This is a genomic window from Bradyrhizobium erythrophlei, assembly GCF_042430365.1.
GTDB lineage: Bacteria > Pseudomonadota > Alphaproteobacteria > Rhizobiales > Xanthobacteraceae > Bradyrhizobium > Bradyrhizobium erythrophlei.
In genome coordinates this window covers 60,942-75,064 of sequence record NZ_JBHMET010000055.1, presented here as the reverse complement: position 1 = coordinate 75,064, position 14,123 = coordinate 60,942, and the positions used below count along the sequence as shown (strand labels likewise).

Genomic DNA, 14,123 nt, shown 5'->3' with positions numbered 1-14,123 from the left:
TCAGGCTCCGCTTGCGACCAGCCGCGTGGTGCGGGGGATCGCCACAATAGTGTCGTCATGGACCAGCACGACATCGATGCCGCGCGGGAACAGGGCTTCGTTGACGGTGAGACGCTCGAACAGGTCGCGCGGCTGGATCATCGCGTGCAATAGCGCCGTGCCGTCGATGCCGGGCCCCTTCAATTCGAAGGCAGGCCCCTGCGTCAGGCTGTCAATCTGCAGGATCAGCGTGGTCGAACGATTCGGATATTCGTTGCTGCCGAACGCAAAGCGATCGAGCGGCGGCAAGTTCTTCGCGTCACCGATCAGCGCGAAGCTCGCGATCGAGGCATCGGCGATCACCGGCGCGCTGGTGTGGAATTTGAGCCATTTTGCGACATCCGATGTCGCCGAGATCGCGGCATCGAGCCAGATCGGCGTGTCGTGATCGAACAGCGTCAACGCGATCGCGGCCGAGCCGCGCATCATCGCGGCAGGCGTCCCGGCCGTTGCCGTGATGCGCTGGACGCTGCCGGGACGCGCCATCGCGTCCATCACGGAGCGGAAGGTCGACTGCGCCGACAACACCTTGTCGGCAAAGCCTGCGGGCAGTTCGGCAACCGTCGTCATCGCATCATCCCTCACCGCGCACCATCGTGTAGAAATCGACCCGCGTGGCCGCAGTTTCCGCGGCCTTGCGGTTGCGGTCGGCAAGCAGGCCCGCACGCAACGGCGCGATCACCTTTGCCTCGACCTCGCTCGAGAACTCCGCCGACTGCACCAGCGCGTCGCACAGCGCGATCATCCGCGCCTTCTGCCGATCACGGCCGAGCGTGTAGCCGAAGCCGACCTCGCCGGTTGCGAGCCGCACCGCGGCGCGCGACACCGTCGCTTCACCGAGATTGAATGGCGCACCGTCGCCGCCGATCCGACCGCGTACCATCACGAGGCCATTCTCCGGCTCGCGCAGGCTCTCGTGCGCGGGAACCGCAATTGCCTTCAGACTTTCAGCGATCTCGGCAGCATCGGAATGCGCCAGCACCGTCATCGCCGCCTTGCGCTGCACTTCCTTAGCTTTCCGCCCTGCCAGTTCCATGAGCAACCTTGCCTGATTCAAGTTGTCTATGATAATAGACAACTTGGTAGCGGAGCGCCATGACTGTTTCGTGACAAGCCGATGATTTCTGGTATCACCGCGCGATGAGCATGCAGGAGAGTTCCGGCGTCGCCCTGTGGCGGCAGGTTGCCGACGGTATCGAGCGCGGCATTGCCGACGGCCGCTTTGTCGCGGGCGAAAAGCTGCCGGGCGAAATCGAGATCGCCGAGACCTACCGGGTGAACCGCCACACCGTGCGGCGCGCGCTCGCCGCGCTGGCGGAACGCGGGCTGGTGCGCGCCGAGCGCGGCAGCGGCACCTATGTCGAGGCGCAGCGCCTTGCCTATCCGCTGCGCTCGCGCACGCGGTTCTCGGAAATCGTCGGCGCCGGCGGCCATGAGCCGCGCGGTCAGCTCATCGACGCGAGGGATGACGTCGCAACGCGCGAGATCGCGCGCGAGCTCGGGCTCAAGACCGGCGCGCCGCTGATCCGGATCGAATCGGTGCGGCTCGCCGACCGCACGCCGATCTGCGTCTCCACCACCTGGCTGTCGGCCGAACGATTTCCGGATGCCGGCAGCGTGTTCGCCAACGTCCGCTCGATGACGAAACTGCTGGCGCATTACGGTGTCAGGGATTACCGGCGCTCATCGACCCGGATCACCGCCGCGATCGCAGATGCCACCGACGCCGCGCGACTCGATCTCGCGCTGGGGCGGCCGGTGCTGGTGGTCGACAGTACCGACGTCGATACCGCGGACAAACCGCTGGTGACCAAGCGCTCGCGCTTCGCGGCGGAGCGGGTGGAGTTCCTGGTGGAGAATAGCTGAGCTGCCGGCGCGCTAACTTCTCCCTCTCCCCGTTCTTCACGGGGAGAGGGTCGGGGTGAGGGGCTGCCTCAGCAAATTCGAGAGTTGAGAGTGCGCGGAGAGCCCCCTCACCCGGAATTTGCGCTGCGCGAAAATTCCGGCCTCTCCCCGCACGCGGGGAGAGGCGAAAGAGAACTAGGCCACCGCCCTCTGCCCGATGATAGCGAAGCGCAGCTTGGTCGAGATGAAATCGATGGCGGCGACCGCGACCAGGATCATCAGGATCAGGAACGAGACTTTCTGCCACTCGAGCACGCGGATCTGCTCGGCAAGCTGCAGGCCGATGCCGCCGGCGCCGACGATGCCGATGATCGTGGCCGACCGTGTGTTGGACTCGATGAAGTAAAGCACCTGGCCTGCGATCACGGGCAGCACCTGCGGCAGCAGGCCGAACCGGATTTCATGCAGCGCGCTGCCGCCGGAAGCCCTGACGCCCTCAACCTGCTTCTTGTCGGCCGCCTCGATCGCCTCCGAGAACAGCTTTCCGAAAGCTCCGAAGTCCGAGACCATGATCGCCAGCACGCCGGCGAAGGGACCGAGGCCGACGACGTTGATCCAGACCAGCGCCCAGATCAGCGTGTCGACGCCGCGGATCGAATCCAGGAAGCGGCGGACCGGAAAACGGATCAGGTTCGACGGGATGATGTTGCGCGCCGCCAGCAGGCTGACCGGCAGCGCCAGGATCGCGGCGAGCGTGGTGCCGAGCAGGGCAATCGAGAGCGTCTCGCCGAGCGCCTGCACATAGAGCGGAAACGACGATCCGGGATTTGGCGGGATCATCATCATGGTGATCCAGCCGAGCTGGCTGAGGCCCGAAATCAGCTTCGATGGCGAGAAATCGAGGTCCACAAGCCCGAACACGAAGATCGCGAGCGCCGCCGCGATCATCGCCGGCGTCGCCAGCCGCGCGGAAGCCGGGCGGGCAAAGACATCCGGGTATTTCGAGCGCAGCAGCGCGGGGTCCGGTTTCGGCATCTGGCTCATCGCCGTGCCTCCTTGCCGAACAGGCGGCCACGCAGCCACCCGGTCGAGATATCGATGATGAAGACCGTTACGATGATGGTCACGAGAATGGCGCTGACGTCGGAATAGTAGAACTTGCGGATCGCGACGACGAGTTCCTGACCGATGCCGCCGGCGCCGACAAAGCCCATGACCGACGCCTCGCGGACGTTGATCTCGAACCGCAGCAGCGCATAGCTGGCATAGCCGGCCGAGACCTGCGGCAGCACCGCGAAACGCATGCTCGACAGCCAGCTCGCGCCAGTGGAGCGGACGCCTTCGACCGGCTTCATGTCCGCGTTCTCGACGATTTCGGCAAACAGCTTGCCCAGCGCGCCGGTCGAATGGATCGCAATCGCGAGCACGCCGGCCATCGGCCCGAGACCGAATGCGATGACGAAGATCAACGCGAACACGATGCCGGGAACGGTGCGCGCGAACTCCAGGAGACGGCGAATAGTGAAGCGCAACCACGGCGCCGGCGACGTGTTCTGCGCCGCGAAAAAATTCAGCGCAAAGGCGCAGACGGCGCCGGCGAGCGTGCCGATATAGCTGATCAGCAGCGTCTCGCCGAGCAGCGCCAGCCACTTCTTCCAACCCCAGAACCACTCCACCGGATCGGTCCAGACCCGCGCACCGCCGTCGAGGGTGAGGATGCGGTCGAAATAGCTGACGAAGTTACCGAAGTAGGTAAAGAGCGTGCGCAGGTTCACTTCGGCACCGAGTGCTGCGGCCAGCAGCGCCACGCCGAATACCACGGCCGCGAGCGTCGCCTTCAGTCGCTTGCGAGCGACTGCCTTGCGATAGGCGTCATTCAGCATCGCCAGTTGCTGCGCGGGAAGGGTCGATACGGCGCTCGCCATAGATGCCTGTCAGTCGGGCTCGAGGTTGAACAGAAAAGGGCCGGGTTTGTCCAACCCGGCCCAATTCGTGCGTGTGTCGATCGATCAGGACGCCTTCTTACGCAGATTGTCGACGAACTTGATCAGCTCGATGGTCTTGTCGTAGTCGGCATTGGTGATCGGCTGCCACGGCAGGTTCTTGCCGTCGGACAGCTTCTTGAAGGCCTCCGCATCCTTCTTCGGCATGTCGAGGAACGCCTGCTTGATCTTGGCCTTCATGTCGTCGGGAAGGCTCTCGAGATAGGCATAGGGCGAGTTGATGATGAGGTCGGACTTCACGATGACACGGAAGTCTTCCTTCTTCAGCGGCGTGCCGTCGCTCGACTTCACCATGTTCTTGGCAAGCATGCGGGTCAGGTTGGAGTCGTCGTCGGCGTTCCACCAGTTGGCGGCAACGTCGACGGTGCCCTGCGCCAGCGCCAGCACCGCGTTCTCATGGCTGCCGGTGAAGATCACCTTGGAGAAATAGGCGTCGGGATCGATGCCCATCTGGTTCAGCTTGAAGCGCGGCATGTTGTTGCCGGAGGTCGAGTTCGGGTCGACCAGGCCGAGGTTCTTGCCTTTCAAGTCCTCGACTTTCTGGTACGGGCTCTTGTTCAGCACGTAGAACACCGAATAGTAGCCCTTCGAGCCGTCGGCGTTGACGTCGATTGCGAAGGCGTCGGTCTTGACGCCGGTCAGACGGGCGCGGGCAAACGACGCCGGACCGTAGTAGCCGATGTGGATGTTGCCGGCGCGCTGGCCCTCGATGACAGCCGCATAGTCATTGGCGACGCGCAGGTTCACCTTGATGCCGAGTTCCTTGGACAGATAGGTCGTCAGCGGGGTGTAGCGCTCGGTGACACCAGAGCCGTTCTCGGCCGGGATCACGGCAAAGGTGATCTCGGGATATTTCGCTTTCCAGTCCTCGGCCGAAGCCGAACCGATGAACGCCAGCGCGGCGGCGCCGGCCAGGACGATGCGACGAGTGATCATGATAAGTCCTCTTGTTGTGGTTACGCCTTGCCGGCCGGACAAAAGGCCCGGCCGCCCTGATCGGAACAATGCGACGCGTCAGGCCGCGGCAGCGGTGCCGAGCGCCGGAGCATTCGCCCCCTCGGGCAGCGGCAACGGCACCGCGCCGATGACGTCATTGGCCTCGAGGTCGTAGAGTTCGCGCGCGATGTGGTCGGTCAGCATCGCGGGCGCGCCGTCGAACACCACGCGGCCGGCCGCCATGCCGATCAGCCGGTCGCAATAGGCGCGCGCCAGGTCGAGCGAATGCAGGTTGCAGAGCACGGTGATGCCGAAATGCTTGTTGATGCGCAGCAGCGCGTCCATGACGATCTTGGTGTTGCGCGGATCGAGCGAGGCGATCGGCTCGTCGGCCAGGATGATGTCGGGCTCCTGCACCAGCGCACGCGCAATCGCGACCCGCTGCTGCTGGCCGCCGGAGAGCTGGTCGGCGCGCTGCGCCGCATATTGCGCGATGTCGAACTGTTCGAGCGCCGACATCGCGAGCGCCCGGTCCTGATCCGGCCAGAGCTGCGCCAGCGAGCGCCAGGACGGGATCTCGGCAAGCCGGCCCATCAGCACGTTGGTCAGGACGTCGAGCCGACCGACCAGGTTGAACTGCTGGAAAATCATCGCGGAACGCGCCCGCCACTGCCGCAGCGCCTTGCCGCGCAGCGCGGTGACATCGGTGCCTTCGAACAGGATACGGCCCTCGGTCGGATCGGCGAGGCGATTGATCATGCGCAGCAGCGTTGACTTGCCGGCACCGGAGCGACCGATGACGCCGACGAAGCTGCCCGGCGCGATCGAGAATGATGCGTTATCGACAGCGGCTTTTGTGCCGAAACGGCACGTCAAACCTTCCACCACAAGCATGCAATGCTCCAACCCCGTCGCGTTGGGCCATCGCTATCCCCCGTGTTTTACAGTTATGTGACGAGCGCGGTGCCGTGCGGCGATCGTCCACACCCGGTCGATTGCCGTCATCGCACCGTCATGCTGTTGTCATCATGCGCCTAGATGACGGACGCATCCCCTGGAAGCCATGATTTGCGGAGGCCATGATGGCCGGAAAAGCACTCTCCGTCGTACCGACCATCGACCCCACGGCATCAGTGCGAGAAAGCAAGCTCGGCACCTATACCGAGGTCGGCGCGCGCACCATCCTGCTCGAAGTCAGCATGGACGACTATTCCTACGTGGTGAACGACAGCCAGATCACCTACACCACGATCGGAAAGTTCTGCTCGATCGCTGCGATGACCCGGATCAACCCGGGCAATCACCCGATGCATCGCGCGACCCAGGCGCACTTCACCTACCGCGCCAGTGCCTATTTTCCTGATGAGCGCGACGACCGCGATTTCTTCAACTGGCGACGTGCGCACCACGTGCATATCGGCCATGACGTCTGGATCGGGCACGGCGCGGTGATCCTGCCCGGCCGGAACATCGGCACCGGGGCGGTCGTTGCCGCCGGCGCGATCGTGACCAAGGACGTGCCCGCCTACACCATCGTTGCCGGCAACCCGGCCCGGCCGATCAAGCCGCGCTTCCCGGAGGCAGTCGCCGCCCGCCTCATCGCGCTGGCGTGGTGGGACTGGGACCATGAGACGCTGCGCCGGGCGCTGCCCGATCTCCGCAAGCTTTCGGTGGAAGACTTCCTCGACAAATACGAGGCCGAAGCCACGGCCCAATCACACGACCAAAAGCGGAGTGCCGCATCGTGACGGACATTTTCATCGAGGGCGGCCGAACGCTGATTGACGGCGCATTCACCGAGACATCGCTGCGGACCGCGGGGCGCGACATCGGCGCAGTCGACGCCGAACAGGGGCGCGCCGCGCTCCATATCGACGCGAGCGGGCTACTGGTGCTGCCCGGCATCGTCGACCTGCATGGCGATGCCTTCGAGCGGCAGATGATGCCGCGCCCCGGCGTCGACTTCCCGATCGACGTCGCGCTTGTCGACAGCGACCGGCAGGCGATCGGCAACGGCATCACGACCGTGTTCCACGCCACCACCTGGTCGTGGGAGCCGGGGCTGCGCAGCGCCGACAATGCACGCAAGCTGCTGGAGGCGATCGAGGCGCTCAGGCCGCAGCTCGCCGCCGACACCCGCTTCCACCTGCGCCACGAGACCTATAACCTCGACGCGGAGGACGAGATCATCGAATGGCTGACCGAAGGGCGCATCGACCTGTTCGCCTTCAACGATCACATGGACGGCACGATCGGCGACCTCGCTCGGCCGAAGAAGCGCAACCGCATGGTCGAGCGCACCGGTCTTTCGGGCGAAGAGTTCGACCGGCTGGTCGAGCGCGTGCTGTCGCGCGCCGACGAGGTGCCCGCCTCGATCGCGCGGCTGGCGCAAACGGCGCGCGGCGCCGGCGTCCGCATGCTGTCGCATGACGATGCCAGCCCGGCGATGCGCGAGCGCTTCCGCGACCAGGGCGTCACTATCGCCGAATTCCCGATCACCGAGGAGACCGCGCGCGCGGCGGCCGCGGCCGGCGACTTCATCGTGTTCGGCGCGCCGAATGTGGTGCGCGGCGGCAGCCATACCGGCTGGACCAGGGCTTCCGACATGATCGCCAAGGGTCTCTGCTCGGTGCTCGCGTCCGACTACTACTACCCGGCACCGCTGCTCGCGGCGTTCCGCCTTGCCGCCGACGGCACGCTGCCGCTCGCAAAGGCATGGGATCTGATCTCATCCGCGCCGGCGCGCGCCGCCGGGCTCGAGGATCGGGGTGTGCTCGCCGCCGGCCGGCGCGCCGACATCATCGTCGTCGACGACAAGGCGCTGCTGCGTCCGCGCATCGTCGCCGTGATCGCCGCCGGGCGATTGGCGCATCTGGCGGATGCGAGCCGCCTCGTTCATTCCGTTGCGCCGCGCAAGGCGGTTGCGGCGGTCTGACACCGCATTATTCTGGCTGCGATGGCAAATCATCCACGTTACGCAATCTACTACGCGCCGTCATCCGACAGCGCGCTGCATCGCTTCGGTTCGACGATTCTTGGCTACGACGCCGTCTCGGGTATTGACCTGCCCTTTCCCGACGGCGTCGCGCCCGATTGGCGCGAGGTGACCGAGGACCCGCGCAAATACGGCTTCCACGCCACGCTGAAGGCGCCGTTCGCGCTCGCCGACGGCAGGAACGAAGCCGAGCTCGTCGCGGCCTGCGCCGCCTTCGCGGACTGGGCGCGCCCCTTTCCCGCGATCGAGCCGATCGTCGATTCCATCAGCGGCTTCATTGCCGTGATCCCGGCGAACCTCTCAGACGAGTTGCAACGGCTCGCCGCCGACTGCACGCGTGATTTCGACGCCTTCCGTGCTCCGCTAACGCGGGAGGATCGCGCGCGGCGCAATCCGGCCAAGCTCTCCGAGCGGCAGCGCGATTATCTCGACCGCTGGGGCTATCCCTATGTCATGGAGGAATTCCGTTTCCACATGACGCTCACCGGGCGGTTGAGCGACGAGCGGCGCGGCGCTGTCGTCGCGTGGTTGCGCGAACGCTTTGCGTCGCTCAGGCTCACCACGCTCACGATCGACAGCATTGCACTGTTCAAGCAGGACGATGCCGCCTCGCGCTTCCGGATCATCGGCGGTTGGCCGCTGCGGTCGCGGGATTGAGGCGGCGAACCGCTAGTCCGACTTCGCGAGTTCGGCCAGCAACCATTTCTTGAAGGTCTGCAGCGCGCGATTACGCTGCGACCCCGGCGGATGAACCAGCCAATAACTGCCGGTCATGTGGCCAACCGGCAATAATCGGCGGATCATGCCGCGGCGTTCGCTTTCACCAAGGAATGGTTCGAGCGCCAGCGCAATACCCGCACCGCGTTCAGCGGCCTGCAGCGCAGCGACAAAGCTGTCGACCGAGATCGTGCGGGTCGGCGGCGGCACGGTTTCGCCGGCGTGCTTGAACCAAAGCGGCCATGCCGCGGGGAACGTCGTCACATGGATGAGCACGGCACGGCTGAGGTCGGCCGCCGTGCGGAGGTTCAACCGCCGAGCCAGCGACGGCGCGCCGACCGGAACAGTCCTGACGTCCATCAGGTGATGCGCAACGACGCCTTCGACCTTGTCAGGCCCGAAGCTGATGCCGGCATCGAACATCTCGGTGTCGAAATCGACATTGCGGTTGGAGGTCTCGATCGAGAGATCGATCTCCGAATGCTGGGTCAGGAACGAGGAGAGCCGCGGGATCAGCCAGGCCGAGGCGAACTGCGGCAGCACTTTCAGCCGAAGCCGGCGGTGGCCGGCCGCTTCGACCGACGATTCAGCCCGAGCCAGCGCCGCGAAAGCGCGGCCGGTCGCGGTGGCGAGCTTCTCGCCGGCACGGGTCGGCCGGACCGCCCGGTGGGTGCGATGAAACAGCGCAACGCCGAGATGAGCCTCAAGCTTGCGGATGCGATGGCTGACCGCCGACGCGCTGAGGTTCAGCATGCCGGCGGCCTCCTTGAAGCTACCGAGCCTGACGGCGACGTCGAACGCCTGCAGCGCAAGGAGATGCGCGGGTCGCAGGCTCGACGAAGCAAGGTCGTCCTGGCGCTGCGCCTCTGCCGACCGCGCCGGCCTTGAGTTTTTCCTGCTCATGGGCCGATCCTAACGGCGGTCCCCGGCCGGTGTCGCCGGGAAAATCATCTCGGATGAATGTCATTCATCCGAACCGTCCGGCTTTCGCTTGTCGCCCGGGACGCGATGCGGAATCCTGGGAGCTATAGCGGACCGGCGACAAGTCCGGCCCGACAAGGGAGGAGGACAAGGATGAAGACGCATCTCGCGGACGAACCTTCCGTCGTCGACCGTATCCTGAAGCATATCGATGCGAAGTCGACCGATCTCAGCGACGGCGTCTGGCACGAACCCGTCGCGCATTACCAGTCGCCGGACCGGCTCGTGGCCGAGATCGAGCAGGTGTTCCGCCGCACGCTCACGCCGTTCTGCCCATCCGCAGCGCTGACCGAGATCGGAAGCTATGTCGCGCGCGACGCCGCGCTGACGCCGATCCTCGCGATCCGCGGCGCCGATGGCGTCGTGCGCGCCTTCCGGAATGCATGCCGGCACCGCGGCGTGCAGTTGGTCGACGGGACCGGCTGCAAGAAGGCGCTGACCTGCCGCTATCACGGTTGGACCTATGGCCTCGACGGCCGGCTGCGTGGCCTCCCCGACGACTACGGCTTCCCGGGCCTCGACAAGAGCGAGCATGGCCTCGTCCCGGTCAGCTGTGTCGAGCGCGGCGGGCTGGTGTTCGTCTCCCAGGACGAGCCCGCCGCGACATCAGATGCCACCGACATGCCAGTGCTGTTCGGCGACGACTGGAAGCTCTACTCCACCACCGAGCAGGAGGTCGCGGCCAATTGGAAGATTGTCGCCGAGGGCTTCCTCGAAGGCTATCACATTCGCTCGACGCATCAGGATACGTTCTATCCGCTACAATACGACAATCTCAACGTGATCGAATCCTTCGGTCGCAACAGCCGGATCACCTTCCCATATCGACGCATCGAGAAGCTGCGCAATGTACCGCCGAACGAGCGCAGGACGGCCGGCATGCTGACGCATGTCTATCACCTGTTCCCGAACGTGATGCTCTCGACCTTCCCGACCAATCGATTGATGACGATGCTCGAGCCGCTCGCCACCGACCGCACCCGCCTGATCACCTACACGCTTTCGAACCAGATCGCGGCGGAGGACGGCCGCGCCGCAGTCGCACAGGGACGCGACTTCGTCACCGCCGGCGCCGCGGAAGATCGCGACATGGCCTGTGCCGCGCAGCGCGGGCTCGCAAGCCGGGCGAATGATCATTTCACGTTCGGCCTGTTCGAAGGCGCGATCAAGCGCTTTCATCAGCATCTGGCCACGATCATTGATAGCAGCGCCGTCATGCGCTGATCCACCGACCGACAGTGTCGTAGCAAGGATTCGAACATGCTGGATCACCCGACCGTCCAATTCCAGACCGAGCAGGCCGTCGCGATCGTGACCATCGACCGCTACGACGAGGCGCGCAATGCGGTGAATCCCGAGACCGCAAACGGGCTGGCGCAAGCCTTTCGTGCATTCGATCGAGATCCCTCACTGTCAGTCGCAATCCTGACCGGCGCCGGCGGCGCATTCTGTGCAGGCTTCGACCTCAAGCGCACCGCTGCCGGCCATCGCGGCCACCGCGTCGAGAACGGTGACGGCCCGATGGGCCCGACGCGGCTGAAGCTGTCGAAGCCGGTGATTGCTGCGGTCGAGGGACCGGCCGTGGCGGGCGGGCTCGAGCTTGCGATCTGGTGCGATCTGCGCGTCGGCGCGCGGGACGCCGTGTTCGGGGTCTACTGCCGGCGTTTCGGCGTGCCGTTGATGGACCTTGGCACCGTGCGTCTGCCGCGATTGATCGGCCATAGTCGGGCGATGGACATGATCCTGACCGGGCGAGGCGTCTCGGGTGAGGAAGCCGGCCAAATCGGATTGGTCAACCGTGTTGTCGCCCCCGGCATGGCGCTCGCCGAAGCGCGCACACTCGCCCACGACCTCTGCCGCTTGCCTCAGGCTGCCCTGCGCAGCGACCGTCTTTCCACCATCGAGCAATGGGAGCTCGGCTGGGACCAAGCCACGCTGAACGAGTTCCGGCTCGGGCTTGCGACGGTCGCGACCGGCGAGACCGAGGCCGGCGCACGCCGCTTCGCCTCGGGCAAGGGCCGGCACGGGGATTTTGCAAATATCACGTGAGGCTCGCGCGCTCCATCCGTTACGGCGAATGCTCATGCTCGTCCGGCCGCGTCCGCGCGATGATCTCGGCGGCGCCCTTGTCGAGCAACTCGAGCCCCACCGCGCGGCCGAGCTCGCGCGGCCGGTCCGCCGGGCCGCGCCGCGTCACCTCGATGAAGCGGTCGCCGGCCTCGTCCAGCACGGAGGCGCGCAGCGTCATCTCGCGGCCGGCAAGCGTCGCATGGCCGGCGATCGGCGAGTTGCAGTGGCCGTTGAGCACCCACAGCACCTCGCGCTCGGCCTCGGCGCTGAGCCGCGATTCAGCGTTATCGATTTTCGCGAGCCGCGCGCGCGTCGGCCAATCGGTCGCGACGCATTCGACCGCGACAATCCCCTGCCCGACCGCCGGCAGCATTTCGTCGACGGAGAAATCATGCGAGATGCGCGCGGTCATGCCGATGCGCTCGAGTCCGGAGCGTGCCATCACCAGCGCATCCGCCGGTCCCACCTCGCCGCCGCCGGGCAGCCGCTGCTTGTCGCCACGGTCGAGTTTCGCAATCCGCGTGTCGGCGGCGCCGCGGAAATGAATCACGGTCGCTTCCGGAAACAGCCGGCGCAGATAGGCGGCGCGGCGGACCGCATTGGTGCCGATCATGAAGCCCTTGCCGCGGGCGGCGCGGAACGCGTCCAGCGACAGGCCGGGCCGCAACACCAGCGAATCATTGGCGGCATCGCGCGCCAGCATGGCGGCGATGACGAGGCCGGGCGTCTCCTCGTTGCCCGGCACGTCCTTCAGCGAATGCATCGCGGCCTGCAGCGTACCGGCGCGCATCGCCTCTCGGATCTCGGCGACGAAGGCGCCGCCCTTGCCGCCATGGCGCAGCAGCTTGCTGGTCTGGTCCTGGTCGCCGCGGGTCTCGAACTTGACGACCTCGACGGCAAGGTCCGGCGCGGAGGCGCGCAGCAGCCGCGCGACTTCGTTCGTCTGCGCCAGCGCCATCACGCTCTTGCGCGTGCCAATCCGTAAGCTCTGTCCCGACAACAGGGTCTCCGCCGCGAATACCTCAACGGCTGGGGCTTAGAACAAAAGCCCAGTCAAAACAATGGTTTTTGCCCACGATCGGCCCGCGCTCAGGCGAGATCGTCGAGCAGCGCGACGCCGGCCGCTGCCATCCCGGCGGAGGCCGCAGCGAGCGAGCCCGCCAGATCGATGGCGCGGCAGCCGGCCAGCACCACCACCGTCTCGAAGCCGAGCCGCCGCGCATCCAGCGCGGAATAGTTGACGCAGAAATCGGTCGCCAGCCCCGCCATGACGATGCGCTTCAGGCCGCGCTCGCGCAGATATCCGGCGAGCCCGGTCGGCGTCGTGCGGTCGTTCTCGAAGAAGGCGGAGTAGGAATCGATCGCCGACCGGAAGCCTTTGCGGATCACGAGTTCGGCCTTCTCGGTTGCGAGTTGCGGGTGAAAGGCCGCGCCCGGCGTGCCCTGCACGCAATGATCCGGCCACAGCGTCTGCGGGCCGTAGGGCATGGTGATAGACGAAAACGGCGCGGAACCCGGATGTGATGTCGCAAACGAGCTGTGGCCGTTCGGATGCCAGTCCTGCGTCAGCACGACATGCTCGAACCGCTCGGCGAGCCGGTTGACCACCGGCACCACGGCGTCGCCATCCGCAACCGCCAGCGCGCCGCCGGGGCAGAAGTCGTTCTGCACATCGATCACGAGGAGCACATCGTCGGACTGGATGTTCATCGGCGTCTCACGTCCCGATCCGCAATGAGGCGCGCAGCTTGCGCAAGGTCGCGATCACCGACAGCGCCGTGATGCGGCCGGTCTTGGGATTCTCCGAGGGGATGTTCTCGATTCCCATCGAGAATCGCGCCGAGTCGGAATCGACCTCGATGCGATGGGTGTTACGCGTCACCGTCGGGTCGGCCCAGATCTCGACCCGGGTTCGATCGGGGCCGATGCCGGCGAGCGACAGCGCGACCGCGACGTTGAGGTTGGCGGGAAAGCCTCTTGCGGCTTCGCGCGCACTCCCCTCGAAAACCCGCAGCGGCTCGGTGATATCAGCGATCTCGATGTTGTGCTCGACCAGATGCGGCGCGCCGAGCAAGCCCGCGACCGGCTTGCGGGTCACGAGCTTCGCCGAGTGGATGGTTCCGACCGCCGCAGCCGTGACCGCGTCGAGCCCGATCAGCGCACCGGTCGGCACGATGATCTGGCCGCCATGCTCCCGGGCAAGACCAATCAGATCCTCGTTCTGCAACAGCGCGCCGACGCTGAGCACGACCGCGGTCTTGCCGCGCTCGACCACCGGCGCCACGATCGACCGCACGAGCTTGCTCGGCGCGCATTCGACCACGATGTCGGCGGCGTCGGCGAGTTCCGCGATCGGCAGCACCTTCGGCTTGCTCGCAAGCTTTGCGAGCCAGCCTTCGTGCTTCCCGGGGCTCTGCGACGCCACCGCAACCAGCCTCAATCCCTCGATGCCCTGATCGAGCGCCTTGACGACGTCTGCGCCGATCGCGCCGAGACCGGCGACCGCGACCCGCGTCTTTGCCTTGACCTCCGCCATC

At 65.9% G+C, this 14,123-nt stretch carries 16 protein-coding genes; 6 read left to right on the top strand and 10 right to left on the bottom strand.

Annotation, left to right across the window (positions count from 1 at the left end):
* A complete protein-coding gene (gene phnH / locus ACFFWD_RS09945) occupies nucleotides 1–609 on the bottom strand; it encodes a phosphonate C-P lyase system protein PhnH (RefSeq protein ID WP_376964397.1) in 609 nt (202 codons plus the stop codon).
* A gap of 4 nt (nucleotides 610–613) precedes the next feature.
* Entirely contained in the window at nucleotides 614–1,075 is a 462-nt protein-coding gene (gene phnG / locus ACFFWD_RS09940; protein ID WP_376964395.1) for a phosphonate C-P lyase system protein PhnG, read from the bottom strand.
* Between the two features lie 104 nt (nucleotides 1,076–1,179).
* Between phnG and phnF the strand changes: the two genes are divergently transcribed.
* A complete protein-coding gene (gene phnF, locus ACFFWD_RS09935; RefSeq protein WP_376964392.1) occupies nucleotides 1,180–1,905 on the top strand; it encodes a phosphonate metabolism transcriptional regulator PhnF in 726 nt (241 codons plus the stop codon).
* A 174-nt stretch (nucleotides 1,906–2,079) separates the two neighbouring features.
* Here the strand turns inward: phnF and phnE (ACFFWD_RS09930) are convergent, their stop codons facing one another.
* From phnE (ACFFWD_RS09930) to phnC, 4 genes are all read right to left on the bottom strand, one after another.
* A complete protein-coding gene (gene phnE, locus ACFFWD_RS09930) occupies nucleotides 2,080–2,928 on the bottom strand; it encodes a phosphonate ABC transporter, permease protein PhnE (protein WP_376964389.1) in 849 nt (282 codons plus the stop codon).
* Nucleotides 2,925–3,809 (bottom strand): phosphonate ABC transporter, permease protein PhnE, encoded by an 885-nt coding sequence (phnE, locus tag ACFFWD_RS09925; protein WP_376964386.1) that lies wholly within the window; start codon nucleotides 3,807–3,809, stop codon nucleotides 2,925–2,927. The genes phnE (ACFFWD_RS09930) and phnE (ACFFWD_RS09925) overlap by 4 nt, the downstream gene beginning before the upstream one ends.
* An 84-nt stretch (nucleotides 3,810–3,893) precedes the next feature.
* Nucleotides 3,894–4,823 carry a phosphonate ABC transporter substrate-binding protein gene (gene phnD / locus ACFFWD_RS09920; protein WP_376964383.1) on the bottom strand — a complete coding sequence of 310 codons (930 nt, stop codon included), beginning with the start codon at nucleotides 4,821–4,823 and terminating at the stop codon, nucleotides 3,894–3,896.
* A 78-nt stretch (nucleotides 4,824–4,901) separates the two neighbouring features.
* Nucleotides 4,902–5,717, bottom strand: coding sequence for a phosphonate ABC transporter ATP-binding protein (phnC, locus tag ACFFWD_RS09915; RefSeq protein WP_376964380.1), 816 nt, complete (start codon nucleotides 5,715–5,717; stop codon nucleotides 4,902–4,904).
* 188 nt (nucleotides 5,718–5,905) lie between these two features.
* On the opposite strand from phnC, the gene ACFFWD_RS09910 reads away from it, so the two are divergent.
* Genes ACFFWD_RS09910 through ACFFWD_RS09900 form a run of 3 tightly spaced genes read left to right on the top strand, consistent with a single transcriptional unit; the run spans nucleotide 5,906 to nucleotide 8,475 of the window.
* The gene (locus ACFFWD_RS09910) at nucleotides 5,906–6,571 is read left to right on the top strand and encodes a transferase hexapeptide repeat family protein (RefSeq protein WP_376964377.1); all 666 of its coding nucleotides are present in this window, start codon (nucleotides 5,906–5,908) and stop codon (nucleotides 6,569–6,571) included.
* Nucleotides 6,568–7,758 carry an alpha-D-ribose 1-methylphosphonate 5-triphosphate diphosphatase gene (locus ACFFWD_RS09905; protein ID WP_376964374.1) on the top strand — a complete coding sequence of 397 codons (1,191 nt, stop codon included), beginning with the start codon at nucleotides 6,568–6,570 and terminating at the stop codon, nucleotides 7,756–7,758. Before ACFFWD_RS09910 ends, ACFFWD_RS09905 begins: the two co-directional genes overlap by 4 nt.
* A gap of 21 nt (nucleotides 7,759–7,779) precedes the next feature.
* Nucleotides 7,780–8,475, top strand: coding sequence for a DUF1045 domain-containing protein (locus ACFFWD_RS09900; protein WP_376964371.1), 696 nt, complete (start codon nucleotides 7,780–7,782; stop codon nucleotides 8,473–8,475).
* Between the two features lie 12 nt (nucleotides 8,476–8,487).
* On the opposite strand, the gene ACFFWD_RS09895 is transcribed toward ACFFWD_RS09900, so the two are convergent.
* Nucleotides 8,488–9,438 carry a LysR substrate-binding domain-containing protein gene (locus ACFFWD_RS09895; protein ID WP_376964368.1) on the bottom strand — a complete coding sequence of 317 codons (951 nt, stop codon included), beginning with the start codon at nucleotides 9,436–9,438 and terminating at the stop codon, nucleotides 8,488–8,490.
* A gap of 171 nt (nucleotides 9,439–9,609) precedes the next feature.
* On the opposite strand from ACFFWD_RS09895, the gene ACFFWD_RS09890 reads away from it, so the two are divergent.
* Entirely contained in the window at nucleotides 9,610–10,740 is a 1,131-nt protein-coding gene (locus ACFFWD_RS09890) for an aromatic ring-hydroxylating oxygenase subunit alpha (RefSeq protein WP_376964365.1), read from the top strand.
* 36 nt (nucleotides 10,741–10,776) lie between these two features.
* A complete protein-coding gene (locus ACFFWD_RS09885) occupies nucleotides 10,777–11,565 on the top strand; it encodes a crotonase/enoyl-CoA hydratase family protein (protein WP_376964362.1) in 789 nt (262 codons plus the stop codon).
* Between the two features lie 19 nt (nucleotides 11,566–11,584).
* Here the strand turns inward: ACFFWD_RS09885 and hemC are convergent, their stop codons facing one another.
* The 3 genes from hemC to ACFFWD_RS09870 form a co-directional block, all read right to left on the bottom strand.
* Nucleotides 11,585–12,586, bottom strand: coding sequence for a hydroxymethylbilane synthase (hemC, locus tag ACFFWD_RS09880; RefSeq protein ID WP_376964359.1), 1,002 nt, complete (start codon nucleotides 12,584–12,586; stop codon nucleotides 11,585–11,587).
* An 89-nt stretch (nucleotides 12,587–12,675) separates the two neighbouring features.
* Nucleotides 12,676–13,296: a bifunctional nicotinamidase/pyrazinamidase gene (gene pncA, locus ACFFWD_RS09875; RefSeq protein WP_376964356.1), complete on the bottom strand. Its 621-nt coding sequence runs from the start codon at nucleotides 13,294–13,296 to the stop codon at nucleotides 12,676–12,678.
* A 7-nt stretch (nucleotides 13,297–13,303) separates the two neighbouring features.
* Nucleotides 13,304–14,122 (bottom strand): aspartate dehydrogenase, encoded by an 819-nt coding sequence (locus ACFFWD_RS09870; protein WP_376964353.1) that lies wholly within the window; start codon nucleotides 14,120–14,122, stop codon nucleotides 13,304–13,306.
* Nucleotide 14,123: the final 1 nt, after the last annotated feature.

What these genes read in the sequence shown, in the direction of transcription:
- phnH (WP_376964397.1), bottom strand. Translation starts at nt 609, where the DNA reads ATGACGACGGTTGCCGAACTGCCCGCAGGCTTTGCCGACAAGGTGTTG.
- phnG (WP_376964395.1), bottom strand. Translation starts at nt 1,075, where the DNA reads ATGGAACTGGCAGGGCGGAAAGCTAAGGAAGTGCAGCGCAAGGCGGCG.
- phnF (WP_376964392.1), top strand. Translation starts at nt 1,180, where the DNA reads ATGAGCATGCAGGAGAGTTCCGGCGTCGCCCTGTGGCGGCAGGTTGCC.
- phnE (WP_376964389.1), bottom strand. Translation starts at nt 2,928, where the DNA reads ATGAGCCAGATGCCGAAACCGGACCCCGCGCTGCTGCGCTCGAAATAC.
- phnE (WP_376964386.1), bottom strand. Translation starts at nt 3,809, where the DNA reads ATGGCGAGCGCCGTATCGACCCTTCCCGCGCAGCAACTGGCGATGCTG.
- phnD (WP_376964383.1), bottom strand. Translation starts at nt 4,823, where the DNA reads ATGATCACTCGTCGCATCGTCCTGGCCGGCGCCGCCGCGCTGGCGTTC.
- phnC (WP_376964380.1), bottom strand. Translation starts at nt 5,717, where the DNA reads ATGCTTGTGGTGGAAGGTTTGACGTGCCGTTTCGGCACAAAAGCCGCT.
- ACFFWD_RS09910 (WP_376964377.1), top strand. Translation starts at nt 5,906, where the DNA reads ATGGCCGGAAAAGCACTCTCCGTCGTACCGACCATCGACCCCACGGCA.
- ACFFWD_RS09900 (WP_376964371.1), top strand. Translation starts at nt 7,780, where the DNA reads ATGGCAAATCATCCACGTTACGCAATCTACTACGCGCCGTCATCCGAC.
- ACFFWD_RS09895 (WP_376964368.1), bottom strand. Translation starts at nt 9,438, where the DNA reads ATGAGCAGGAAAAACTCAAGGCCGGCGCGGTCGGCAGAGGCGCAGCGC.
- ACFFWD_RS09890 (WP_376964365.1), top strand. Translation starts at nt 9,610, where the DNA reads ATGAAGACGCATCTCGCGGACGAACCTTCCGTCGTCGACCGTATCCTG.
- ACFFWD_RS09885 (WP_376964362.1), top strand. Translation starts at nt 10,777, where the DNA reads ATGCTGGATCACCCGACCGTCCAATTCCAGACCGAGCAGGCCGTCGCG.
- pncA (WP_376964356.1), bottom strand. Translation starts at nt 13,296, where the DNA reads ATGAACATCCAGTCCGACGATGTGCTCCTCGTGATCGATGTGCAGAAC.
- ACFFWD_RS09870 (WP_376964353.1), bottom strand. Translation starts at nt 14,122, where the DNA reads ATGGCGGAGGTCAAGGCAAAGACGCGGGTCGCGGTCGCCGGTCTCGGC.